Source organism: Bifidobacterium hapali, assembly GCF_002259755.1.
GTDB classification, from domain to species: Bacteria; Actinomycetota; Actinomycetes; order Actinomycetales; family Bifidobacteriaceae; genus Bifidobacterium; species Bifidobacterium hapali.
Genome location: NZ_MWWY01000024.1, coordinates 43,142 through 62,842 on the forward strand (window position 1 = coordinate 43,142; position 19,701 = coordinate 62,842).

Genomic DNA, 19,701 nt, shown 5'->3' on the forward strand with positions numbered 1-19,701 from the left:
CTGCTTAATGGTGCGTGGCAGAAATCTCTCACTGAGCGACGCTCAGTGAGAGATTTCTGCCACACACGGTTGTCTATGGCGTGTGCATATACTATTTACTCGGTGTGTCGCCAAGACACATCGTCTGGGAGCCTTAGCCCGTCAGCGGGTCGGCGACTGGGAACTGCATAGTTCCCTGCCGTTCGCGCACGTCGCGAACAAGCGCTGGAGAGGCCGGCTCAGCGTGGGTGTCACCCGATACCCTCGTTCCGTTCAGACAACGACAGAACAACCAAAGGAATAAACCAATGACGAACGTTCAGCGTTCCCGCCGTCAGGTGCGTCTTTCTCGCGCCCTCGGCATTGCACTGACCCCGAAGGCTCAGCGCATCTTCGAAAAGCGTCCGTATGCTCCGGGTGAGCACGGCCGTACTCGTCGCCGTACCGAATCCGATTACGCAGTCCGTCTGCGCGAGAAGCAGCGTCTGCGTGCCCAGTATGGCGTGTCCGAGAAGCAGCTGCGTCGTGCTTACGAGCAGGGCACCCACACTCCGGGCCAGACTGGTAACGCTATGCTGACCGATCTGGAAACCCGTCTCGACAACCTGGTCCTGCGTGCTGGCATCGCCCGCACCACCGCTCAGGCTCGTCAGTTTGTGGTGCACCGTCACATTCTCGTTGACGGCAACATCGTGGACCGCCCGTCCTACCGCGTCAAGCCGGGCCAGACCATTCAGGTCAAGGCGAAGAGCCAGACTATGGTTCCGTTCCAGATCGCTGCTGAAGGCGTGCACCGTGACGTGCTGCCGGCAGTTCCGGGCTACCTTGACGTGAACCTCGCCTCTCTGAAGGCTACTCTGACCCGCAAGCCGGAAGTCGAAGAGATCCCGGTTCAGGTCAACATCCAGTACGTCGTCGAGTTCTACGCTCGCTGATCTGGATCTCTTTCACACTGTAACTATTTACAGCTTAAGGACATACATACGCATGAACGCCCCGTGGCATACGCCCGGGGTGTTCATGTATCTTCGAGCGGCTCGGCGCGCCCACGACCATGCACAGTGCCATAATCAAACCATGATTCTGCATCTGCATCTTGTCCGTCACGGGCAAACCACATTCAATCGCTATAACCGACTGCAGGGCTGGTGCAATGCGCCACTGACTGTTTCCGGACTCGCTGATGCCGATAAAGCCGGTCATAAACTTGAGCATATTACGTTTGCCGCGGCTTACTGCTCCGATACATCGCGCGCACAAATCACTGCTGCTCGCATCCTCGACATCAATGAAGCTGCCGGTCATGTACGACCCGAACTGGTGTCTGACATGCACTTTAGAGAGCAATGTTACGGCTATTTCGAAGGGCAAGATATGTCCCTTGCGTGGACTGCGGCTGGCGGTCCTCATGGTGCAAAAAACTATAATGACATCGTAGAAAAATTCGGACTGGCTGCCACGCGAGACTTTCTCAAAGAAGCCGACCCATTCCACGATGCAGAATCGGATGCCGAATATTGGGAACGTGTCGAAGGTGCGTTCGCATTGATTGCGGCCAACACAGCACTGAAAGACGGTGATGATGTGTTGCAGATTTCACACGGTAACACGTTGCTGAGTTTGGCACATCGATTCGGCGATGACACACTTGATTTAAGCGAGCGTCCAGCTAACGGATCAGTTACCGATATTGATTTCGATACAACAAAACCGTTTAACGAAGCACTGACTATTGTGCGATACAACTGGTGATAAGTTGCATGCGTCGCGGCCGTTGGCTAGTCTTGTGCGGGTATTGTGTGCACGGTCCTGCCGTGATGCAGAAAAGAGGTTCAGATGGGTGTTGGAGAAATCGCCGGACTGATTGCCGCGATCGCGTTCGCCGTGCTCGCCGGATTCATGATTTACCCGTTGATTCGTCTTGGAAAGCTGTTTGATCAGATTTCCGAAACGGTTCGGGAATCGGGTGAACATGCGATTCCGGCTCTTGACGAAGGTGTAACTACGGTCAAGCAGGTGAACAAGTCTCTCGAAGATGTCAATCGTATCTCTGCCGCTGCATCTACCACGGCTAACAACGTCGGTGCGCTGACTGATTTGTATGGATCGTTCCTCGGCAAGCCTATTATCAAGATCGCTTCCGCGACTTACGCGCTTAAATCAACTGCGCAGTCCTTCCTTGCGAAGCGTGCTGGCGGTACCACGAAGGGGGAGTGATGTTCAAACGACTCTTTTGGATCGGCCTCGGATTTGCAGCTGGTGTGATCGCAGTGTCCAAAGCGAACGCTTATGTCAAGGCAAACACACCGGATGCGATGCGTCAGTTCGTACTCGGTCCTGATCAGGATCATGTTACGATGCGTACACTCGAGGGTTTGATCAACGAGTTCAATGCGACCCGTCGAGCCCGTGAGGCTGAGTTAAACAAGGCATATACGAGCCGTGCGGACCGGTAGTCGCATATCGCTTGTAACGCCAATCTCATAGACGGTTCTATCGGACGGTATCTGCAAATATCGGGAACGGATCGAATCACGATCCCTTCACAAACAAGGAGTTCATACTACTCATGCGCACTTCAGAAATCGCGAAGCGCTATCTTGACTATTTCGGCAAACATGACCACCTCATCGTGCCGTCAGCATCGCTGATCTCGCCGAATCCGACCACACTATTCACTATTGCCGGCATGGTGCCGTTCATCCCATACCTCATGGGTGAGCAAACTCCGCCGAAGCATCGCATGGCATCCAACCAGAAGTGCGTGCGTACGCTTGATATTGATGAAGTCGGCAAAACCACCCGTCACGGCACATTCTTCCAGATGCTCGGCAACTTCTCCTTCGGTGATTACTTCAAGGAAGAAGCTATCCACTATGCATGGGAGCTGTTGACCACGCCGCAAGATCAAGGCGGCTATGGTTTTGATCCCGAAAAGCTGTGGATGACCACGTTCACCGACGACGAGGAAGCTCGTTCGATGTGGAAGAACGAGGGTGTCGATCCTGAGCACATCCAGATCATGGGCATGGAAGACAACTTCTGGACCACTGGTGGCCCTGGCCCTGGCGGTCCATGCTCCGAGATCTATGTTGATCGTGGCCCTGAATATGGTGTTGAAGGTGGCCCGATCGCTGACGAAAATCGGTACATTGAGATCTGGGATCTCGTGTTCGAAAACTATGAAGTCGACAATGTTAAGTCCAAGACTGACCTGCACATTGTAGGTGAGCTTGAGCACAAGAATATTGATACGGGTGCTGGTCTTGAACGTCTTGCTTACCTTATGCAGGGCAAGCAGAATATCTACGAGACGGACGAAGTCTTCCCTGTTATCGAAGCTGCTGAGCGTCTGTCTGGCCGCAAATACGGCGAGGATGAGAAAGCGGATGTGAAGTTCCGTGTCGTAGCTGATCACGTGCGTTCCGCGCTCATGATCATGTCCGACGGTGTGCGTCCGAGCAACGTCGGTCGCGGTTATGTGCTGCGTCGTCTACTGCGTCGTACTATTCAGGCCATGCGTGTGCTGGGCGTTACCGATCCGGTTATTCCCAAACTCCTGCCAGTGTCTAAGGACGCGATGGTAGCCAGCTATCCGGAGCTCGAAACCACGTTCCATGATGTGTCTGAAGCTGCATATGGTGAGGAAGATGCGTTCCGCCGCACGCTTGACAACGGCATTCAGATTCTTGACGTGGCTGTTGCGAACGCTAAGAAGACTGCTGACCCGACTGTTTCTGGTGACGACGCATTTACCCTGCATGACACGTACGGTTTCCCGATTGAGCTGACCCTCGAAATGGCTGCCGATCAGGGCGTGAAGGTCGACGAAGCGAAGTTCCGTGAGCTTATGGCCGAGCAGAAATCTCGCGCTCGTGCCGACGCATTGAAGAAGCGTCACAATGTGGATTTGTCTGTCTACGACGATTTCAAGAAGACGCTTGCTAAGCCGATTGACTTCCTTGGCTACACCGAATACTCCGCCCGTGGCACCGTACTCGGCATCATGCAGGAAGGCAAGGGTTCGGTGCCGGTTGTTATGGCTCCGGCCAATGTCGAAGTCATTCTCGACCGTACTCCGTTCTACGCGGAGGCCGGCGGTCAGCTCGCCGATCAGGGCGAGATTCTGACTGATGATGGTGCTGTGCTCGAAGTGGACGACGTACAGAAGCCGATCAAGGGTCTGACTGTTCACCAGTGCCGTCTGACGGAAGGCACACTGCGCGTTGGTGCTCCGGTAAGCGCGAGCATTGACCTTGATCGTCGTGGTGCAATCGCTCGTTCGCACACTGCTACGCATATGGTGCACAAGGCACTGCGCGAGGAGCTCGGCCCACAGGCCACCCAGCGTGGTTCCGAAGATGCGCCGAACCGTCTGCGCTTTGACTTCCAGTGGTCTAAGGCCCCGTCGAAGACCGTGATGAACGCTGTTGAAGCACGTGTCAACGAGAAACTGCGTGACAATCTCGCGGTCACCACGCGCGAAATGAAATTCGATGACGCAATCGCCCTCGGCGCGATGCACCTGTTCGGCGAAAAGTACGGCGATATTGTGCGTGTGGTTTCGATCGGTGAAGACGGTTGGAGCCGTGAGCTGTGCGGCGGTACGCATGTTGATCATGTTGGCAAGATCGGTATGGTCAACATCATGTCGGAAGCCTCCATCGGTTCAGGAGTTCGCCGTGTCGATGCGCTTGTCGGCGCTGGTGCATATGACTTCAACGCGCGTGAGCATGCACTTGTCTCCCAGCTCAGTGACAAGCTCAATGCTCGCCCCGATGAGCTGGCGGATCGCGTGAATACGTTGCTCGCCAAGCTCAAGGAATCAGATCGTCGTCTGGCGGCTATGTATGAAAGCCAGTTAGCTGCGGCTGTACCGCAACTGGTTGCTGATACGCGCGCTTCACAGGCTCCAGTCAAGGTTGCTGCGAAGAACGTTGGACACTTTGGTTCCTTCGATGCACTGCGCAAGACGGTTCTTGACGTGCGTGGACAGCTTGGCGACGAATTCCCAGTTGTTGTCGCTCTCGCTGGCGTGTCCGAAGATGATAAGCCGATGGTTGCTGTAGCCACGAATGAAGCGGCTCGCAAGGCTGGCATTAAGGCTGGCGACTTGGTGCGTGGCGCTTCCAAGATCCTCGGCGGCGGTGGCGGCGGCAAGCCTGACTTTGCGCAGGGCGGTGGCGCTGACGCCTCGAAGATTGACGAGGCAGTTGCCGCGTTGAAGAACGAGGCACAGAAGGGCTGAGCTGCCTAGTGGTATGGCTCGGTGTTGATTTGGGTGATGCTCGGGTCGGACTTGCGTTGTCTGACCCGGAGCTCACCCTCGCACATCCTGCGGGAAATGTACGGGTGTACGGTGATTCTTTTCAAGCCCTCGACGAGGTTATCAACGTCATTGAAGACGAATTGGTTGACCATGTCGTTGTCGGTTTGCCATTGTTGTTGGATGGTTCAGAAGGCAAAAGTGCGAAGAAAGCTCGTCGTTGGGCAGCAAACCTTGCTACTCGTATCCAGCGAATGATGGATGATGGGGAATGTAGTATTGAACACATTCCCTCCATTGTGCTACTTGATGAACGTCTTACTACGGTGAGCGCGCATCGTCAATTACTCCAAGCACAAGTGACTACACGTCGGCATCGTCCGTTTGTAGACCAGCAGTCAGCAGTGGTGATATTGCAATCGGCGTTGGATGGTCGCGTACGGACAGGCGTAGCGGACGACGCTAGAGAAGAATGAGGATAGTCCAATGGCTGAGGATTTCGAAGAGTTTTTCTCCGACAATACCCAGTGGGTTGAGGACCACGGAACGCCTGTGAGTTCGGCGGCACCACCAAAGCCACCGAAATCGCGGCGGGAGATGCGTAAGCGTCGTGCACAACGTCAGCGGCGAATGATCAGTACCCTGATCGCAATAATTGTTGTTATTGTTGTGGTTGTTGGCGGCGTATACGCTGGCTATCACCGTTTGCGTGCGTGGAATAATGCTCGTAATGTGAGTGCTGTAATCGCTGATTACAGCGGACCGGGCGCGAATGATGTGGCGTTCACGGTTGAATCCGGACAAGGCCCAGCTGATATCGGACAGAATCTGCTTGATCAGGATATTGTCAAATCGGTGGAAGCATTCACTAATGCGGTCGCTTCTGCTAATGCTACGCTTTATCCAGGAACGTATCAGCTGAAGCAGCAGATGAAAGCCTCCGATGTAGTGGCAATTCTCTCTGATCAGAGTAAAGCGGGGGGTTTCCTTGAAGTCAAGCCCGGCGAGCGTGTATCGACGGTTCTTGCGAACGTGGCGACAATTGACGGTGTGAATGCCGACGATTTCGCTAGTGTACTTAAGGGTGATGGCTCTGGCATTCTGCCAGCTGAGGCTGAGGGCAGTTTTGAAGGATGGCTTGAGCCTGGAACGTACACGGTGACTAACCGTAGTGCTTCTGATGTTGTCAAAGCAATGGTTGACGCGCGTATTGCCAAGCTTGATTCACTGTCGGTGCCGGCAGAGAGCCGTCAACGTGTGTTGACGATCGCATCCATTGCTGAAGCAGAAGTCAACAAGGACGAGTACTACGGCAAAGTTACGCGCGTTATCGAAAATCGTCTTGCACAAGATATGACGCTTGGTATGGATTCGACCATCGCATACGGTAACAATGTTGAGCCGTCGAAAATTACGCAAAGTATGCTCGATGATGCAAGCAATCCGTACAACACGCGAACGAACAAGGGGTTGCCTCCAACACCAATCAGCAATCCAGCTGATAAGGCTATTCAAGCTGCGCTTAAACCCGAAGAAGGCGATTGGCTCTACTTTGTGACGGTGAATCTGACTACTGGAGAGACAAAGTTTACAACTGGTTCGCTCGATGAGCAGAACGCGCAATTCCAACAGTATGTCAACGAGTACAAAACTGGCAACGAAAACGCAAACTAGCATCCGGTGTCAGAGATCCGTTTACGTTTTATTGCGGCTCCCCTGACAAGGGGAACCGCAATAATTAAGGGATAGTAAATTCGCAAACAAACTTCTGATGCAGAATACTTAGAACAGCGTGATACCAACCGCGATAACGCTCGCTGCTACAATTACGGGCGCGAACGGTACTTTACCGGCATATGGTGTATGGGCTTGCGGATCGAAACGAATCCATAGTGTCATCCATGCCAATCCCAGCAACCCTATACACAGCCACCATGAAACAATTGCCATCAGTCCAAATAATCCCACGCCTAAACCGGTCATCGCAGTGCAAGTCACGTCGCCGAAACCTAATGATCCCGGCTTCGCCAGAGCGAGCAACCCTTGCAATATGGCAGCAATCGCAGCGAATAATAGTGCTTGCACTACTACAAATAAACTGTTCATACTCAGCGCGTAGATAATGTTCGCAATGAGTTGCGTCAAGCATCCCACTATGATCCACGCGCGCGGCACACGGCGGCGACGCACGTCTTCGATACTCACTGCCAGTCCACAGATCAGACTCGGTAACAACGCAAGGCAAGCCATACCGCTATGCTAGTGCGAAGTTAACGAGGGCACCAACCAAAGGAGTATCGAATGTTGCGCTGGCAGACGGCGGGCGAATCACACGGCGAGGCGCTGGTCGCCATGATTGAGGGACTTCCTGCAGGCGTGGAGGTGACCAGTAGCGATATCGTAGATGCGCTGGCGCGTCGACGTCTCGGATATGGTCGTGGTGCGCGTATGAAATTCGAGCAAGATAAGGTTCGTCTACTCACCGGCGTGCGACATGGTCTAACGCTTGGTTCACCGGTCGCTATCGAAATCGCGAATACTGAATGGCCAAAATGGACTGAGGTAATGAGCGCTGATCCGCTCGATCATGAGATTGCTCGTGAGGGACGTAATGCGCCGTTGAGTCGTCCTCGACCGGGGCATGCTGATCTAACCGGCATGCGCAAATACGGTTTTGATGATGCTCGTCCAGTGCTTGAACGCTCTAGCGCTCGAGAAACTGCTTCTCGCGTTGCCTTGGGTGCAGTAGCGGCACGTTTCCTTGAGCAGAGTGTCGGTATTCGCACGGTTGCGCATGTGCTGTCGATTGGTGGCGCTGGCGTAGACGAGGCGGCTGCTGACCGTGTATTGCCTACACCGGATGATGTTGCGGCCCTTGATGCGTCGCCAGTGCGCACACTCGATAAAGACGCTGAAGCGCGTATGATCTCGCGTATCGATGAGATCAAAGCCAACGCCGATACGGTTGGCGGTGTGATTGAAGTGATCGCCTACGGTGTGCCGGCTGGCTTAGGTACGTATGTCGAATCTGATCGCCGTCTTGACGCGGCATTGGCCGGCGCCGTGATGGGTATCCAAGCAATTAAGGGCGTGGAAATTGGTGATGGTTTCCTCGAAGCAGTACGCCCAGGATCAGCTGCGCATGATGAAATGGTGCCGGGCGCTGATGGACATATCACAAGACTGACAAACCGCGCAGGCGGTATTGAAGGTGGCATGTCGAATGGTGAGCCGATTCGCGTACGCGCTGCGATGAAACCGATTCCTTCCATTCCTCGTGCTCTGCGCACTGTTGATGTTACGTCCGGAGATGCAGCAGCAGCTATTAATCAGCGCTCCGATTCGACAGCAGTTCCGGCAGCTTCTGTTGTAGCGGAGGCAATGGTTCGTCTGACTTTGGCGAAGTTCGTGTTGGAGAAGTTCGGAGGGGACAGTATCGAGGAAATCCGTCGCAACGCGGCTGGCTACCTCGCTTCATGGCCGGAGCACATGAGATGAGTAACACAGGCAACCGGCCAGTCGCTGTCATTATCGGCATGATGGGCGCCGGCAAAACTCGCGTTGGTCGCGAAGTCTCGCAGATGCTAGGACTACCGTTCCGCGATGCAGACATTGAGATTGAACACGAAGTAGGAATGTCAATTCCCGAGTACTTTAATCGATACGGTGAACCGGCATTTCGACAGGTCGAAACTGATCTCATTCAGCGTACACTCAATGATTTCGACGGTTTATTCGCACTCGGTGGCGGAGCGCCGATGACACCAGCAACACAAGATGCGCTTGCTGATTACATTGCTGATGGCGGCCGCGTGATCTATTTGCAGGCTGATCCCAAAGAAGCAATGGAGCGCGCCAACCGTGGCGGTGGACGACCGATGTTAGCCGGTGACGACGCTGACGCTCGATGGATGCGATTGTATCAACAGCGTGACCCAGTATTCAATCGTATTGCGAATGTTCACGTACGTACCCACGGGTCCACGCCGCAAATGGCGGCGAGAAAGGTGATGAACATGATCGAGGAACGCGTTGTCCATGTCGATGTCGTTGCCGCGGACGACTACAACGTGCGCATCGGTGAAGGAACGCTTAACCATCTTGCCGGCATCCTTGGCGATCGCCCGGTGCGTGTTGCTTTAATCCACACGCAACCTGTGCAACGCCATTCTGATCGTGCTCGTGCGCTGTTGCGGCAGGCGGGCTATCAGGTTTGCGATATCGTGATTCCTGACGCTGAAGCTGGCAAGACCATTACTGTGGCAAACGGCATTTGGGAGCGGTTAGGCAGTGAAGGATTTACTCGATCAGACGCTGTAGTTGGCGTTGGCGGGGGAGCAGCAACCGACGTGGCAGGATTCGTCGCCGCAACATGGATGCGCGGTATTCGCTATGTGAACTGCCCGACATCATTACTTGCGATGGTGGATGCTTCTACAGGTGGCAAAACTGGTATTAACACCAAGGTTGGTAAAAACCTTGTCGGTTCGTTCTATACGCCGGCTGGCGTACTTGCTGATCTCAACACGCTTGCTTCACTGCCAAACGATATTTTCATCGAGGGACTCGGCGAAGTCGCTAAATCTGGCTTTATTTCCGACCCTGAGATTCTGCATATTCTCGAAGATCATGCTGATGAACTTCGAGCGTTTGATGGTTCGACATTTATCGGTTCTCCACTTGAAGATGTTGTTGCAGAACTCATCGAACGAACGGTACAAGTTAAAGCTCGCCATGTAGCAGCTGATCTTAAAGAAGCTGGTCTACGCGAGTTTCTCAACTATGGACACACGCTGGGACATGCGATTGAAAAGATCGAGCATTTCCGTTGGCGTCATGGCAACGCTGTTGCTGTCGGCATGGTGTACGCGGCTGAACTGGCATATTTGCTCGGGTATATTGACAGTGATCTGGTGGAGTATCACCGTTCTGTGCTGAGCTCGCTTGGATTGCCGACTTCGTGGAACGGCGGTTCATTCGACGATGTTCTCGCGCTTATGCACCGCGATAAGAAGGCACGCGGCAATACGCTACGATTCGTTGTACTCGACGGTATTGGTCATCCAGTGCATCTTGACAATCCGCCAGCGGACGCTGTCGAAGAGGCTTTCCGTCGTATTCAGCACTGATAACGATTTGAAAAAATCATAAGGAGTGATTGATGACCACAGTGATCGTAGTGAACGGACCAAATTTAGGCCGTCTTGGTGTTCGGCAGCCCGATGTGTACGGCCGCCAAGATCTCGAAGAACTCCGTCGACTGTGCACCGAGTGGGGAGCAGAATTCGGTCTTGACGTTGACGTTCGTCAAACCGATGATGAAGCTGAAATGGTTCGTTGGATGCATCAGGCTGCTGACGAGAAAACTCCAGTGGTGATGAACCCGGCCGCATTCACACATTACTCGTACGCGTTGGCAGATGCTGCGCATATGGTTGGTGATGCTGGTTTACCGTTGATGGAAGTGCATATTTCTAACCCGTCTGCACGTGATGAATTCCGCAAGCGTTCGGTGATCAGCCCGGTCGCCACTGGTACGATCACCGGTCTTGGTTTCTTCGGCTATCGGCTCGCACTCGAAGCTATTGCACACCTCGTGAACGACTAGCGGCTCCACGGCTAGCATTGTTGAACACGCCGGGTCACGCGCGGATGATACAGTGAAATTCCATGGTTAGAAGACAACATGGCAATTCCCAAGAACACGTCACTAAGCATATTTTCGTTACTGGTGGCGTCGTATCCTCACTCGGCAAGGGCCTAACTGCATCATCACTCGGCCGTCTGTTGCGCAGCCGTGGCATTCATGTTCTCCAGCAGAAGCTCGATCCATACATCAATGTTGACCCGGGTACGATGAACCCGTTCCAGCATGGCGAAGTGTACGTGACTGAAGATGGTGCTGAGACAGATCTTGACATCGGCCACTACGAGCGGTTCCTTGACGTCTTCTTGTCGCAAAAGGCGAACGTTACTACTGGTCAGATCTATCAGGAAGTATTGCGTAAGGAACGTGCTGGCGAATATCTCGGCCAGTGTGTACAGGTCATCCCTCATATCACCAACGAAATCAAGTCGCGTATGCGAGCACAGGCATCTGATGATGTCGATGTCATCATCACTGAGATCGGTGGTACGGTTGGCGACATCGAATCGCAGCCGTTCCTTGAAGCTGCTCGTGAGGTTCGCCGTGACCTCGGTGCTGAAAACTGCATGTTTGTGCACGTTTCCCTTGTGCCGTATATTTCCGCAGCGCACGAGCTTAAGACTAAGCCGACCCAGCATTCCGTCATGATGTTGCGCCAGCTCGGCATCACTCCGGACGCGCTTGTGCTACGTTCTGACCGTCCGCTCAACAAGTCCATTAAGGACAAAATCTCTTTGATGTGCGACGTGGATGAAGAAGGTGTTGTCAACTGTGTGGATGCGCCGAGCATCTACGATGTGCCGAAGATCCTGTTCAACGAGGGTCTCGATGCGTATGTTGTGCGTGAGCTCGGGCTGCCATTCCATGACGTCGACTGGGATGAATGGGCGGATCTGCTTGAACGTGTGCATCATCCTAAGCACGAAGTAAACATTGCGATCGTCGGTAAGTACATTGATCTGCCGGACGCTTATCTGTCGGTGACCGAGGCGATCAAGGCCGGCGGATTCGCCAACTGGGCCAAGGTTAATGTCAAGTGGGTTGCTGCCGATAAGTGTGAGACTGAGGAAGGCGCGGCCGCAGCTCTCGATCAGGTTGACGGTATCGTCATCCCTGGTGGTTTCGGTATTCGTGGTATTGACGGCAAGATCGGCGCGCTCAAGTATGCGCGTGAAAACAAGTTGCCGGCACTCGGTCTGTGTCTCGGTCTGCAGTCAATGGTGATCGAATACGCTCGTCACGTACTCGATATCGAGGATGCGAACTCCACTGAATTTGAGCCGGAATGCGCAAATCCGGTAATCGCCACTATGGAGGAGCAGAAAGATATTGTTGCCGGCCACGGCGATATGGGTCACACCATGCGTTTGGGTTCTTACCCGGCCGAACTTGAAGAGGGTTCGCTAGTGGCTGAACTGTATGGTACAACCCATGTGACCGAACGTCATCGTCACCGTTATGAAGTGAACGTTGCCTACAAGGATCGTTTGCGTGAAGCTGGATTGCGTATTTCTGGTCAGAGCCCAGACGGTGAACTTACGGAGTTCGTTGAACTGCCGACTGACGTACATCCATTCTATGTAGGTACGCAGGCTCATCCTGAGTTTAAGTCTCGCCCGACCAAACCGCATCCATTGTTCGCAGGTCTGGTTAAGGCAGCGCTCGACCATCAAGAGGCTGGCCGTAACTGAGCAGTGAGAAAACCATATTGGGCCATCGGTATGTACGGTCATTATGATTGCTGAGCGCTGAACAAAGATGCAAGATCATGGCCATGAATTTCTTCACAAGGAATTCATGGCCATGATGCATAATGAGGCTAGTGCAAACCACTTTCTGGATTTGCTCGCACATAGTAAGAGAATGAACGCAAATGAACGAAAACAATGAAATGCACAGTGCAGGGTCATTCGCGGACGGCGAGACGACAGCAGTGTTCGCTCCACTTGACCTGAGCGCAGTGGCAACACCTGCAGCACACGCTCATGCGAAGAGTGCACATCGTCATGTCCGCAAGCATGCGATCTGGCCGTGGATTGTATTAGCTGTGGTTGCACTACTCGGTGCATTTGCTGGAGGGTCTATCTGGTTTTTCCAGTCACATGTATTGCCGGGCGTGACATTGTGGGGCACTCCGGTAACTGGTCGTTCATACAATCAGCTCGTCTCACAGATCGATGATGCTGTAGCCAATACCACGGTGACTGCATCATATGAAGGCAAAACTGCGAAGATCTCCCTTAAAGATCTTGGACTGAGCGTGGACTCGGAAACTATTGCTTCGCAAGTCATGGACGCGAAACGTAATGACCCGTGGTGGCAGCGGTACATATCGTTCTGGAAAACCAACGATATAACAACTGAACCAGCTAATCCGCAGGCTGCGATCGCCGATACGCTCAATGAGAAGCTGTCTATTGAGGAAGTTAAGCCTGTTGACGCTTCATTGCAGCTTAACGCAGAAGGCACAGGTTTTGATGTAGTCGCAGGCAAGCAAGGACAAGGTGTCAATCCGACTCCAGTTGCGCAGGCAGCTGTCAAAGCCGTGCAATCATTGGATAGTAGTAAGACACAAACTGTAGCAGTTACGTTAAGCACGACTCAGCCTGCTGTTACGGACGACATTGCCACGCAAGCAAAAGCTACGATCGACAAGCTCGTTGATAAGCCAGTAGCCGTCACGATTGGTGATCATCAGATCGCTACTGTTGATGCCCCAGCATTGGCTGCGTCCATGCGACTCGATGCTAATGAAAATGCTAAGTTGACGGCGAATGAAACGCGCAATGGTTACGTGGTTTTTGACGCTGATAAGTTGCAGCAATACTTCGACAATTCCGTAAAAACTTCGTTGTCGTCTACTCGTGTCGATCAAGAGGTCATCGTCAATAATAACGGCGATGTTATTGATACACTCAAGGAAGGTCATGATGGCGTGACCATTAGCGATGACTCAAGTTTTGGACAGGATGCAGTTGCAGCCCTTGCTAAGGGAAGCGGTTCAGTGAGCGTGACGGGCACCGTTGATCCAATGCAGACCAAGAGTACGAAGCGCCATGTCGTTGTTGATCTGTCTGACAATAAGGTGTACGCCTATGAGAACGACAAGCTTATCCGTACGATGAGCATGTCTGCTGGTCAAGGCAACGATCGCAAGACTGGTGAGTGCACAGGCGGTGATCTGTGCACACCTACCGGCGATTTTACGATCTGGCTCAAATACCAGTCGCAAGATATGAGTGGCAACCTGACTCTGTCTGATGGCTCGCAAGAATCATGGGATGTGAAAGGTGTGGGATTTGTTAACTACTTCTCACATTCAGGTTGTGCCATTCACCGTATTGCATCGCAGAGTGCAATCAATGATGCGCAAGTTGCTGAGCTTGGCAACACATCGCACGGCTGTGTGGGTATTGGATGGGATCAGGCTGAATGGTTCTACGGATGGGCTGTAATGGGCACATCTGTGCATGTTCAGGTCTGAGCTTGCACAAAAGTTATGACGGGCTTCGCTATTTGGCGAGGCCCGTTTCCGTTTACTGGTGTTGTCGTCTGAATCACATTCGTGTCCGCGGTCAGCCAATATTCGATGTAGACACTCGTGTTTGACCCCGTGTTCTGTTAGGTTTGCGTAGGAACTTTGTGAAGTCGATTGGAGGGAAGCGTACGGTGAACGACAACCAAGCGCCAAACGCCGCGGCTGACGTGGAGATGAGCCAGTATGTGGCTGATCGCGCGCGCGTCAACGAGGAAAAGATCAAACAGGATGATGAAATCATCCAGCAGTTTGGAGACTACAGTTACGGCTGGCATGACTCAGACGCTGCAGGTGAAGCCGCTAAACGAGGTATTGACGAAAACGTCGTACGAGCTATTAGTGCCGATAAAGGCGAGCCACAGTGGATGCTCGATATGCGGTTGCGCGGATACAAGGCATTTCTCGACAAGCCAATGCCTGACTGGGGCGTAGATCTCAGTGGTTTTAATGCTGACGATTTCAAGTATTATGTCAAGCCGATCGATAAGCAAGCTAAAACGTGGGAAGAACTGCCTGACGATATTCGTTCCACCTATGACCGTCTCGGTATTCCTGAAGCGGAGAAAAAGCGTCTGGTTTCCGGCGTCGCTGCACAGTATGAGTCTGAGGTTATTTACAACTCCATTCAGGAAGATCTCAAAAAACAAGGCGTGATCTTCGTCGACACTGATACTGCAGTGCGAGAATATCCTGATCTTGTACGCAAGTATTTCGGTACGGTTGTCAGCCCTGAAGATAACAAGTTTGGTGCGCTCAACACTGCCGCATGGTCGGGCGGTTCGTTCGTTTACGTACCGAAAGGCGTGCACGTCGACATCCCATTACAGGCGTACTTCCGTATCAATACGCCAGCAATGGGTCAGTTTGAACGTACGCTAATTATTGCGGACGAAGGCTCCTACGTGCACTATGTCGAAGGATGTACTGCGCCAATCTGGTCTGAAGACTCCCTGCATGCGGCCATCGTCGAAATCATCGTTGAGAAGCATGCTCGCGTGCGTTATACGACCGTGCAAAATTGGTCGAATAACGTGTACAACCTCGTCACGCAGCGCGCCTATGTGCGCGAAGGTGGCACGATGGAATGGGTTGATGGCAACATTGGTTCCAAAGCGACGATGAAATACCCGGCTTGCATTCTTGCTGAACCGTATGCTACCGCATCCACGATGTCGCTCGGTTTCGCTGGCAAGGGACAATATCAGGATACGGGTGCGAAGATGATTCATCTCGCTCCGCACACTAAGTCTACGATTGTCGCCAAGTCTATTTCTCGTGGTGGTGGACGTTCTGCATATCGCGGTCTTGTCAAGATCGTTGATGGTGCCTATGGTTCATCCAATTCGACTGTTTGCGACGCACTGCTCGTTGATGATTTCTCTCGTTCGGACACGTATCCGCATGTTGACGTGCGTGAGGACGACGTGACTATGGCACACGAGGCGACTGTCTCCAAAGTTTCCGAAGATCAGCTGTTCTATCTTATGAGCCGCGGACTTGAAGAAAAGGAAGCTATGGGCATGATCGTGCGCGGCTTTGTTGAGCCGATTAGCCGTGAGCTGCCTATGGAGTATGCGCTCGAACTCAACCGTTTGGTCGAACTGCAGATGGAAGGATCGGTGGGCTGATCCCATGCAAAACACTACTGAACTCAATATTCCTGTTGCGGACCCGAACGATCCGTACGCTATTCCGGCAGCCATGCCGTCAAGCGCTGACAAAGAGCCTCGTTCATTCGACGTGAACGATTTTCCTATGCCGACGCGCAAGCAAGAGGATTGGCGATACACTCCGATTGACCGTATCAGTGAATTCCTTGATGTGTTCAAGCCAAGCGGTGAAACTGCCATCGTTATCTCCAATGTGGATGGCACTCCAGTCGATCCGCAGCATGTCACAGTCAGTCAGAAGCCGCTCGGCGAAGGTGGTTCTGGTTCTGTATCCAAGCCTAGCGATCGCGCAGCTGCTGTCGAATGGAATGCAGGTCATACGGCGACCATTATCGAGTTGAAGGGCGAACTTACTCAGCCGACACTGATTCGTGTAATCGGCGGTGGCAATGATCTCGATGCATTACATCTGACGATTATTGCTGACGACGGTACGCACGGCGATATTGTCGTTGAACACAACGGTACTGCGCGTCTTGCAGAAGGCGTAGAAATCACAACTGGCAAGGATTCACACATTTCTGCCACCTTCATCCAAGAATGGGATAAAGGGTCCAAGCATGTAGGCAACCATCGGATTCACGTCGGTGAGAATGCTTCACTACGCCATTCTGTTATCACGCTCGGCGGCGATGTTGTCCGTATCCGTATGGATCAGGATTTTGGCGGAGCACAAGGCGATCTCAACATGCTCGGCATCTACTTTGTCGATCCGGGCGAGCATATCGAGCACCGCACGATGGTTGTGCACAATTATCCTGAATGCAAGTCCCGCGTGGTATACAAGGGCGCTCTTGACGGTAAAGACGCACACTCCACATGGGTTGGCAATGCGCTTATCGAGCCGACTGCTCCTGGCACAGACTCGTATGAGCTCAATCGCAATCTGGTCCTCACGCCGGGTGCAATCGCCGACTCTGAACCGAATCTTGAGATTGAGAACGGCAACATTATCGGTGCAGGGCATGCTAGTTCCGTGGGTCGTTTCGATGACGAAGAGCTGTTCTATTTGCAGTCTCGTGGCATCCCTGAAACGGAAGCTCGCAAGCTCGTTGTGCGTGGTTTCTTCGGTGAACTCGTTGAAGAAATTGGCGTACCATCTGTCGCTCAACACCTCATGGATGTAATCGACCGCAGACTTGCCCGCGGCGAGGATGCGGCTATGCAGGCAGTTCTAGAAGATAAGTAAACAAAGATCGTTTATCGTTAGCAAACAGGAGAATCTAATGTCCACTCTGGAAATCAAGGACCTGTACGCCTCCGTTGAAACTAAGGAAGGCCGTAAGCAGATCCTCAAAGGCGTGAACCTGACTGTCAACTCGGGTGAAACGCACGCCATTATGGGACCGAATGGTTCCGGTAAGTCTACGCTCGCCTACACACTCGCAGGCCATCCCAAGTATGAAGTTGACTCCGGCGAAGTGCTGCTCGATGGTGTTGATATTTTGAAGCAGACTCCGGATGAGCGTGCTAAGGAAGGTCTGTTCCTTGCCATGCAGTATCCGGTCGAAGTGCCAGGCGTATCGATGACCAACTTCTTACGCACTGCAAAGACCGAGATCGATGGCAAAGCTCCGGCTATCCGCACATGGACCAAGGAACTGTCTGAAGCGATGAAGCGGCTGCGTATGGACCCGAAGTTCGCTACTCGTTCTGTCAATGAAGGTTTCTCTGGCGGTGAGAAGAAGCGTGCCGAAGTACTGCAGCTCGAACTGCTCAAGCCTAAGTTCGCAATTCTCGACGAAACTGACTCCGGTCTTGACGTCGATGCTCTGCGCATCGTGTCCGAAGGCGTGAACCGCGCCAAGGAGGCCAACAATTTCGGTATCCTTATGGTGACGCACTACACGCGCATCTTGAAGTACATTAAGCCGGATATTGTGCACGTATTCGCGGATGGTCACTTCATCAAGACCGGTGGTCCTGAGCTCGCTGACTACCTTGAAGAGCACGGCTACGACGAATATCTGCCTGAAGGTGCTGACTCCGAGTCCGCACTAGCCTGAGGCTGGGCTTTACCTTCGTAAGTTATAGTCTCAAGGGTTGCCGCGTGTGGTCAGGATGTTCTGTTCTCGACCACACGCTCTGTAACGTAGACAGCTTAACAGCTTACGTAATACGATTGAGATATCAGTAATACGCAACGGTTGTGTAATAAGTGAGCGGGGAATGGAGATATGTGTATTGTGACCGTAAGACTTGGCCGAGCGGCCCGGAGCGTGTCACGATACACATGTCTCCATTCCCCGCGGTCACCGCTGGAAATTACAGTGACTGAGCATAGGCATGGACATCGTAAGGGGGAATGAATGGTTGATTTTGCAGCGATTCGGGAAGAATTCCCGATTTTAGATCAGGAGATTCACGGGCATCCGCTGGTGTATCTTGACTCGGCGGCGACATCGCAAAAGCCGCAGTGCGTGATTGATGCGGAAGCTGAGTTCTATCGCACGATCAACGCTGGTGTGCATCGTGGTGCTCATGAGTTGGCTGCTCGTTCGACGGTAGCGTTTGAAGAAGCTCGCACCAAAGTTGCTCATTTGGTCGGTGCGAATGCTGAGGAAGGTCAGGAAGAGGTTGTTGTCACTGGTGGTGCGACTGCTGGTCTGAACCTGCTGGCTACAGCGTTTGGTAATGCGAGCCTTGGACGTGGGGGAGAGGCTGCCAAGCGTTTCGCGTTGAAGCCCGGTGATGAGATTGTCGTCTCCAAAGCGGAACACCATTCAGTGTTACTGCCGTTCCAAGAACTTGCGTATCGTACTGGTGCGACGCTGAAGTGGTTTGATCTGACTGAAGATGGTCGCATTCGCTCTGATACGGCTGACGAGGTTATTACTGAACGGACTAAAGTTGTCGCTATCACGCATGTGGGCAACACTACGGGTGCGATTACTGATATCGCTCCGATTGTGCGTCGCGCACATGAAGTGGGGGCTGTGTTTATTCTCGACGCATGCCAGTCTGTGCCGCATCTCAAGGTTGATTTCCATGCGCTTGATGTCGATTTTGCGGCATGGAGTGCGCATAAGATGTATGGACCGACTGGTGTTGGATTCCTTTATGGCAAGCGTGAGCTTCTTGAAGCGTTGCCACCGGCGAACTTTGGCGGTTCAATGGTTGAACTTGCGTGGATGGATCAGCCGGCGCAGTATATGGAGCCTCCAGCACGATTTGAGGCTGGTACTCAGCCGGTTGCGCAGGTCGTGGCGGCAGGAGTCGCTGCCGATTGGATGATGGCTATCGGTATGGAAAATATCGAGGCTCATGAGCGTACGATTGCTGCCGAACTGCTTAAGCTCGGTGATATTGATGGTGTGCGCATTCTCGGTCCTCGTGAGAACGTGGATCGTATCGGCACTGTCGCTTTTGACGTAGCTGGCGTGCACCCGCATGATGTCGGTCAGTTTATCGACGCTCAGGGTATCGCTATTCGCGTTGGTCACCATTGTGCTCAGCCGGTACATCGTCATTTCGGGTTGTACGCTTCTAATCGTGCATCGAGTGGCGTTTATAATACGGTTGCTGATGCGCAGGCATTGGTTGATGCGGTCGCAAAGGTTCGTCCGTTCTTTAAAGCGTGAAATCGTTACTATATTAGGGT

At 52.9% G+C, this 19,701-nt stretch carries 17 protein-coding genes; 16 read left to right on the forward strand and 1 reads right to left on the reverse strand.

The features are described 5' to 3' along the window. The first annotated feature begins 287 nt into the window (after window positions 1–287). From rpsD to mltG, 7 genes are all read left to right on the forward strand, one after another. Window positions 288–914 carry a 30S ribosomal protein S4 gene (rpsD, locus tag BHAP_RS05970; RefSeq protein ID WP_094729826.1) on the forward strand — a complete coding sequence of 209 codons (627 nt, stop codon included), beginning with the start codon at window positions 288–290 and terminating at the stop codon, window positions 912–914. Window positions 915–1,056: 142 nt separating this feature from the next. Next, entirely contained in the window at window positions 1,057–1,731 is a 675-nt protein-coding gene (locus BHAP_RS05975; protein WP_094729864.1) for a histidine phosphatase family protein, read from the forward strand. 84 nt (window positions 1,732–1,815) lie between these two features. Continuing rightward, window positions 1,816–2,196, forward strand: coding sequence for a DUF948 domain-containing protein (locus BHAP_RS05980; protein ID WP_094729827.1), 381 nt, complete (start codon window positions 1,816–1,818; stop codon window positions 2,194–2,196). Beyond that, window positions 2,196–2,435 (forward strand): hypothetical protein, encoded by a 240-nt coding sequence (locus BHAP_RS05985; protein WP_094729828.1) that lies wholly within the window; start codon window positions 2,196–2,198, stop codon window positions 2,433–2,435. The genes BHAP_RS05980 and BHAP_RS05985 overlap by 1 nt, the downstream gene beginning before the upstream one ends. 113 nt (window positions 2,436–2,548) lie before the next feature. Next, a complete protein-coding gene (gene alaS, locus BHAP_RS05990) occupies window positions 2,549–5,227 on the forward strand; it encodes an alanine--tRNA ligase (RefSeq protein WP_094729829.1) in 2,679 nt (892 codons plus the stop codon). Between the two features lie 8 nt (window positions 5,228–5,235). Next, window positions 5,236–5,721, forward strand: a complete 486-nt coding sequence (gene ruvX, locus BHAP_RS05995; protein ID WP_094729830.1) for a Holliday junction resolvase RuvX — start codon at window positions 5,236–5,238, stop codon at window positions 5,719–5,721. 10 nt (window positions 5,722–5,731) lie between these two features. Next, the gene (mltG, locus tag BHAP_RS06000; RefSeq protein ID WP_094729831.1) at window positions 5,732–6,919 is read left to right on the forward strand and encodes an endolytic transglycosylase MltG; all 1,188 of its coding nucleotides are present in this window, start codon (window positions 5,732–5,734) and stop codon (window positions 6,917–6,919) included. A 108-nt stretch (window positions 6,920–7,027) separates the two neighbouring features. Here mltG and BHAP_RS06005 read toward each other — a convergent pair whose 3' ends face one another. After that, on the reverse strand, window positions 7,028–7,495 hold the full coding sequence (locus BHAP_RS06005) for a prepilin peptidase (RefSeq protein ID WP_094729832.1): 468 nt from the start codon (window positions 7,493–7,495) through the stop codon (window positions 7,028–7,030). A gap of 51 nt (window positions 7,496–7,546) precedes the next feature. On the opposite strand from BHAP_RS06005, the gene aroC reads away from it, so the two are divergent. From aroC to BHAP_RS06050, 9 genes are all read left to right on the forward strand, one after another. Next, the gene (gene aroC, locus BHAP_RS06010; protein WP_094729833.1) at window positions 7,547–8,743 is read left to right on the forward strand and encodes a chorismate synthase; all 1,197 of its coding nucleotides are present in this window, start codon (window positions 7,547–7,549) and stop codon (window positions 8,741–8,743) included. Further along, a complete protein-coding gene (locus BHAP_RS06015) occupies window positions 8,740–10,374 on the forward strand; it encodes a bifunctional shikimate kinase/3-dehydroquinate synthase (RefSeq protein WP_094729865.1) in 1,635 nt (544 codons plus the stop codon). The genes aroC and BHAP_RS06015 overlap by 4 nt, the downstream gene beginning before the upstream one ends. Before the next feature lie 32 nt (window positions 10,375–10,406). Next, a complete protein-coding gene (gene aroQ, locus BHAP_RS06020; protein WP_094729834.1) occupies window positions 10,407–10,853 on the forward strand; it encodes a type II 3-dehydroquinate dehydratase in 447 nt (148 codons plus the stop codon). Between the two features lie 62 nt (window positions 10,854–10,915). After that, window positions 10,916–12,583: a CTP synthase gene (locus BHAP_RS06025; RefSeq protein WP_094729835.1), complete on the forward strand. Its 1,668-nt coding sequence runs from the start codon at window positions 10,916–10,918 to the stop codon at window positions 12,581–12,583. A 182-nt stretch (window positions 12,584–12,765) separates the two neighbouring features. Continuing rightward, entirely contained in the window at window positions 12,766–14,376 is a 1,611-nt protein-coding gene (locus BHAP_RS06030; protein ID WP_094729836.1) for a L,D-transpeptidase family protein, read from the forward strand. Between the two features lie 227 nt (window positions 14,377–14,603). Continuing rightward, window positions 14,604–16,058 carry a Fe-S cluster assembly protein SufB gene (gene sufB / locus BHAP_RS06035; protein WP_094729866.1) on the forward strand — a complete coding sequence of 485 codons (1,455 nt, stop codon included), beginning with the start codon at window positions 14,604–14,606 and terminating at the stop codon, window positions 16,056–16,058. A gap of 4 nt (window positions 16,059–16,062) precedes the next feature. Beyond that, window positions 16,063–17,289, forward strand: coding sequence for a Fe-S cluster assembly protein SufD (gene sufD, locus BHAP_RS06040; protein WP_094729837.1), 1,227 nt, complete (start codon window positions 16,063–16,065; stop codon window positions 17,287–17,289). Window positions 17,290–17,326: 37 nt separating this feature from the next. After that, window positions 17,327–18,106, forward strand: coding sequence for a Fe-S cluster assembly ATPase SufC (sufC, locus tag BHAP_RS06045; RefSeq protein WP_094729838.1), 780 nt, complete (start codon window positions 17,327–17,329; stop codon window positions 18,104–18,106). A gap of 303 nt (window positions 18,107–18,409) precedes the next feature. After that, a complete protein-coding gene (locus tag BHAP_RS06050) occupies window positions 18,410–19,681 on the forward strand; it encodes a cysteine desulfurase (protein WP_094729839.1) in 1,272 nt (423 codons plus the stop codon). Window positions 19,682–19,701 lie beyond the last annotated feature (20 nt).

What these genes read in the sequence shown, in the direction of transcription:
- rpsD (WP_094729826.1), top strand. Translation starts at nt 288, where the DNA reads ATGACGAACGTTCAGCGTTCCCGCCGTCAGGTGCGTCTTTCTCGCGCC.
- BHAP_RS05975 (WP_094729864.1), top strand. Translation starts at nt 1,057, where the DNA reads ATGATTCTGCATCTGCATCTTGTCCGTCACGGGCAAACCACATTCAAT.
- BHAP_RS05980 (WP_094729827.1), top strand. Translation starts at nt 1,816, where the DNA reads ATGGGTGTTGGAGAAATCGCCGGACTGATTGCCGCGATCGCGTTCGCC.
- BHAP_RS05985 (WP_094729828.1), top strand. Translation starts at nt 2,196, where the DNA reads ATGTTCAAACGACTCTTTTGGATCGGCCTCGGATTTGCAGCTGGTGTG.
- alaS (WP_094729829.1), top strand. Translation starts at nt 2,549, where the DNA reads ATGCGCACTTCAGAAATCGCGAAGCGCTATCTTGACTATTTCGGCAAA.
- mltG (WP_094729831.1), top strand. Translation starts at nt 5,732, where the DNA reads ATGGCTGAGGATTTCGAAGAGTTTTTCTCCGACAATACCCAGTGGGTT.
- BHAP_RS06005 (WP_094729832.1), bottom strand. Translation starts at nt 7,495, where the DNA reads ATGGCTTGCCTTGCGTTGTTACCGAGTCTGATCTGTGGACTGGCAGTG.
- aroC (WP_094729833.1), top strand. Translation starts at nt 7,547, where the DNA reads ATGTTGCGCTGGCAGACGGCGGGCGAATCACACGGCGAGGCGCTGGTC.
- BHAP_RS06015 (WP_094729865.1), top strand. Translation starts at nt 8,740, where the DNA reads ATGAGTAACACAGGCAACCGGCCAGTCGCTGTCATTATCGGCATGATG.
- aroQ (WP_094729834.1), top strand. Translation starts at nt 10,407, where the DNA reads ATGACCACAGTGATCGTAGTGAACGGACCAAATTTAGGCCGTCTTGGT.
- BHAP_RS06025 (WP_094729835.1), top strand. Translation starts at nt 10,916, where the DNA reads ATGGTTAGAAGACAACATGGCAATTCCCAAGAACACGTCACTAAGCAT.
- BHAP_RS06030 (WP_094729836.1), top strand. Translation starts at nt 12,766, where the DNA reads ATGAACGAAAACAATGAAATGCACAGTGCAGGGTCATTCGCGGACGGC.
- sufB (WP_094729866.1), top strand. Translation starts at nt 14,604, where the DNA reads ATGAGCCAGTATGTGGCTGATCGCGCGCGCGTCAACGAGGAAAAGATC.
- sufD (WP_094729837.1), top strand. Translation starts at nt 16,063, where the DNA reads ATGCAAAACACTACTGAACTCAATATTCCTGTTGCGGACCCGAACGAT.
- sufC (WP_094729838.1), top strand. Translation starts at nt 17,327, where the DNA reads ATGTCCACTCTGGAAATCAAGGACCTGTACGCCTCCGTTGAAACTAAG.
- BHAP_RS06050 (WP_094729839.1), top strand. Translation starts at nt 18,410, where the DNA reads ATGGTTGATTTTGCAGCGATTCGGGAAGAATTCCCGATTTTAGATCAG.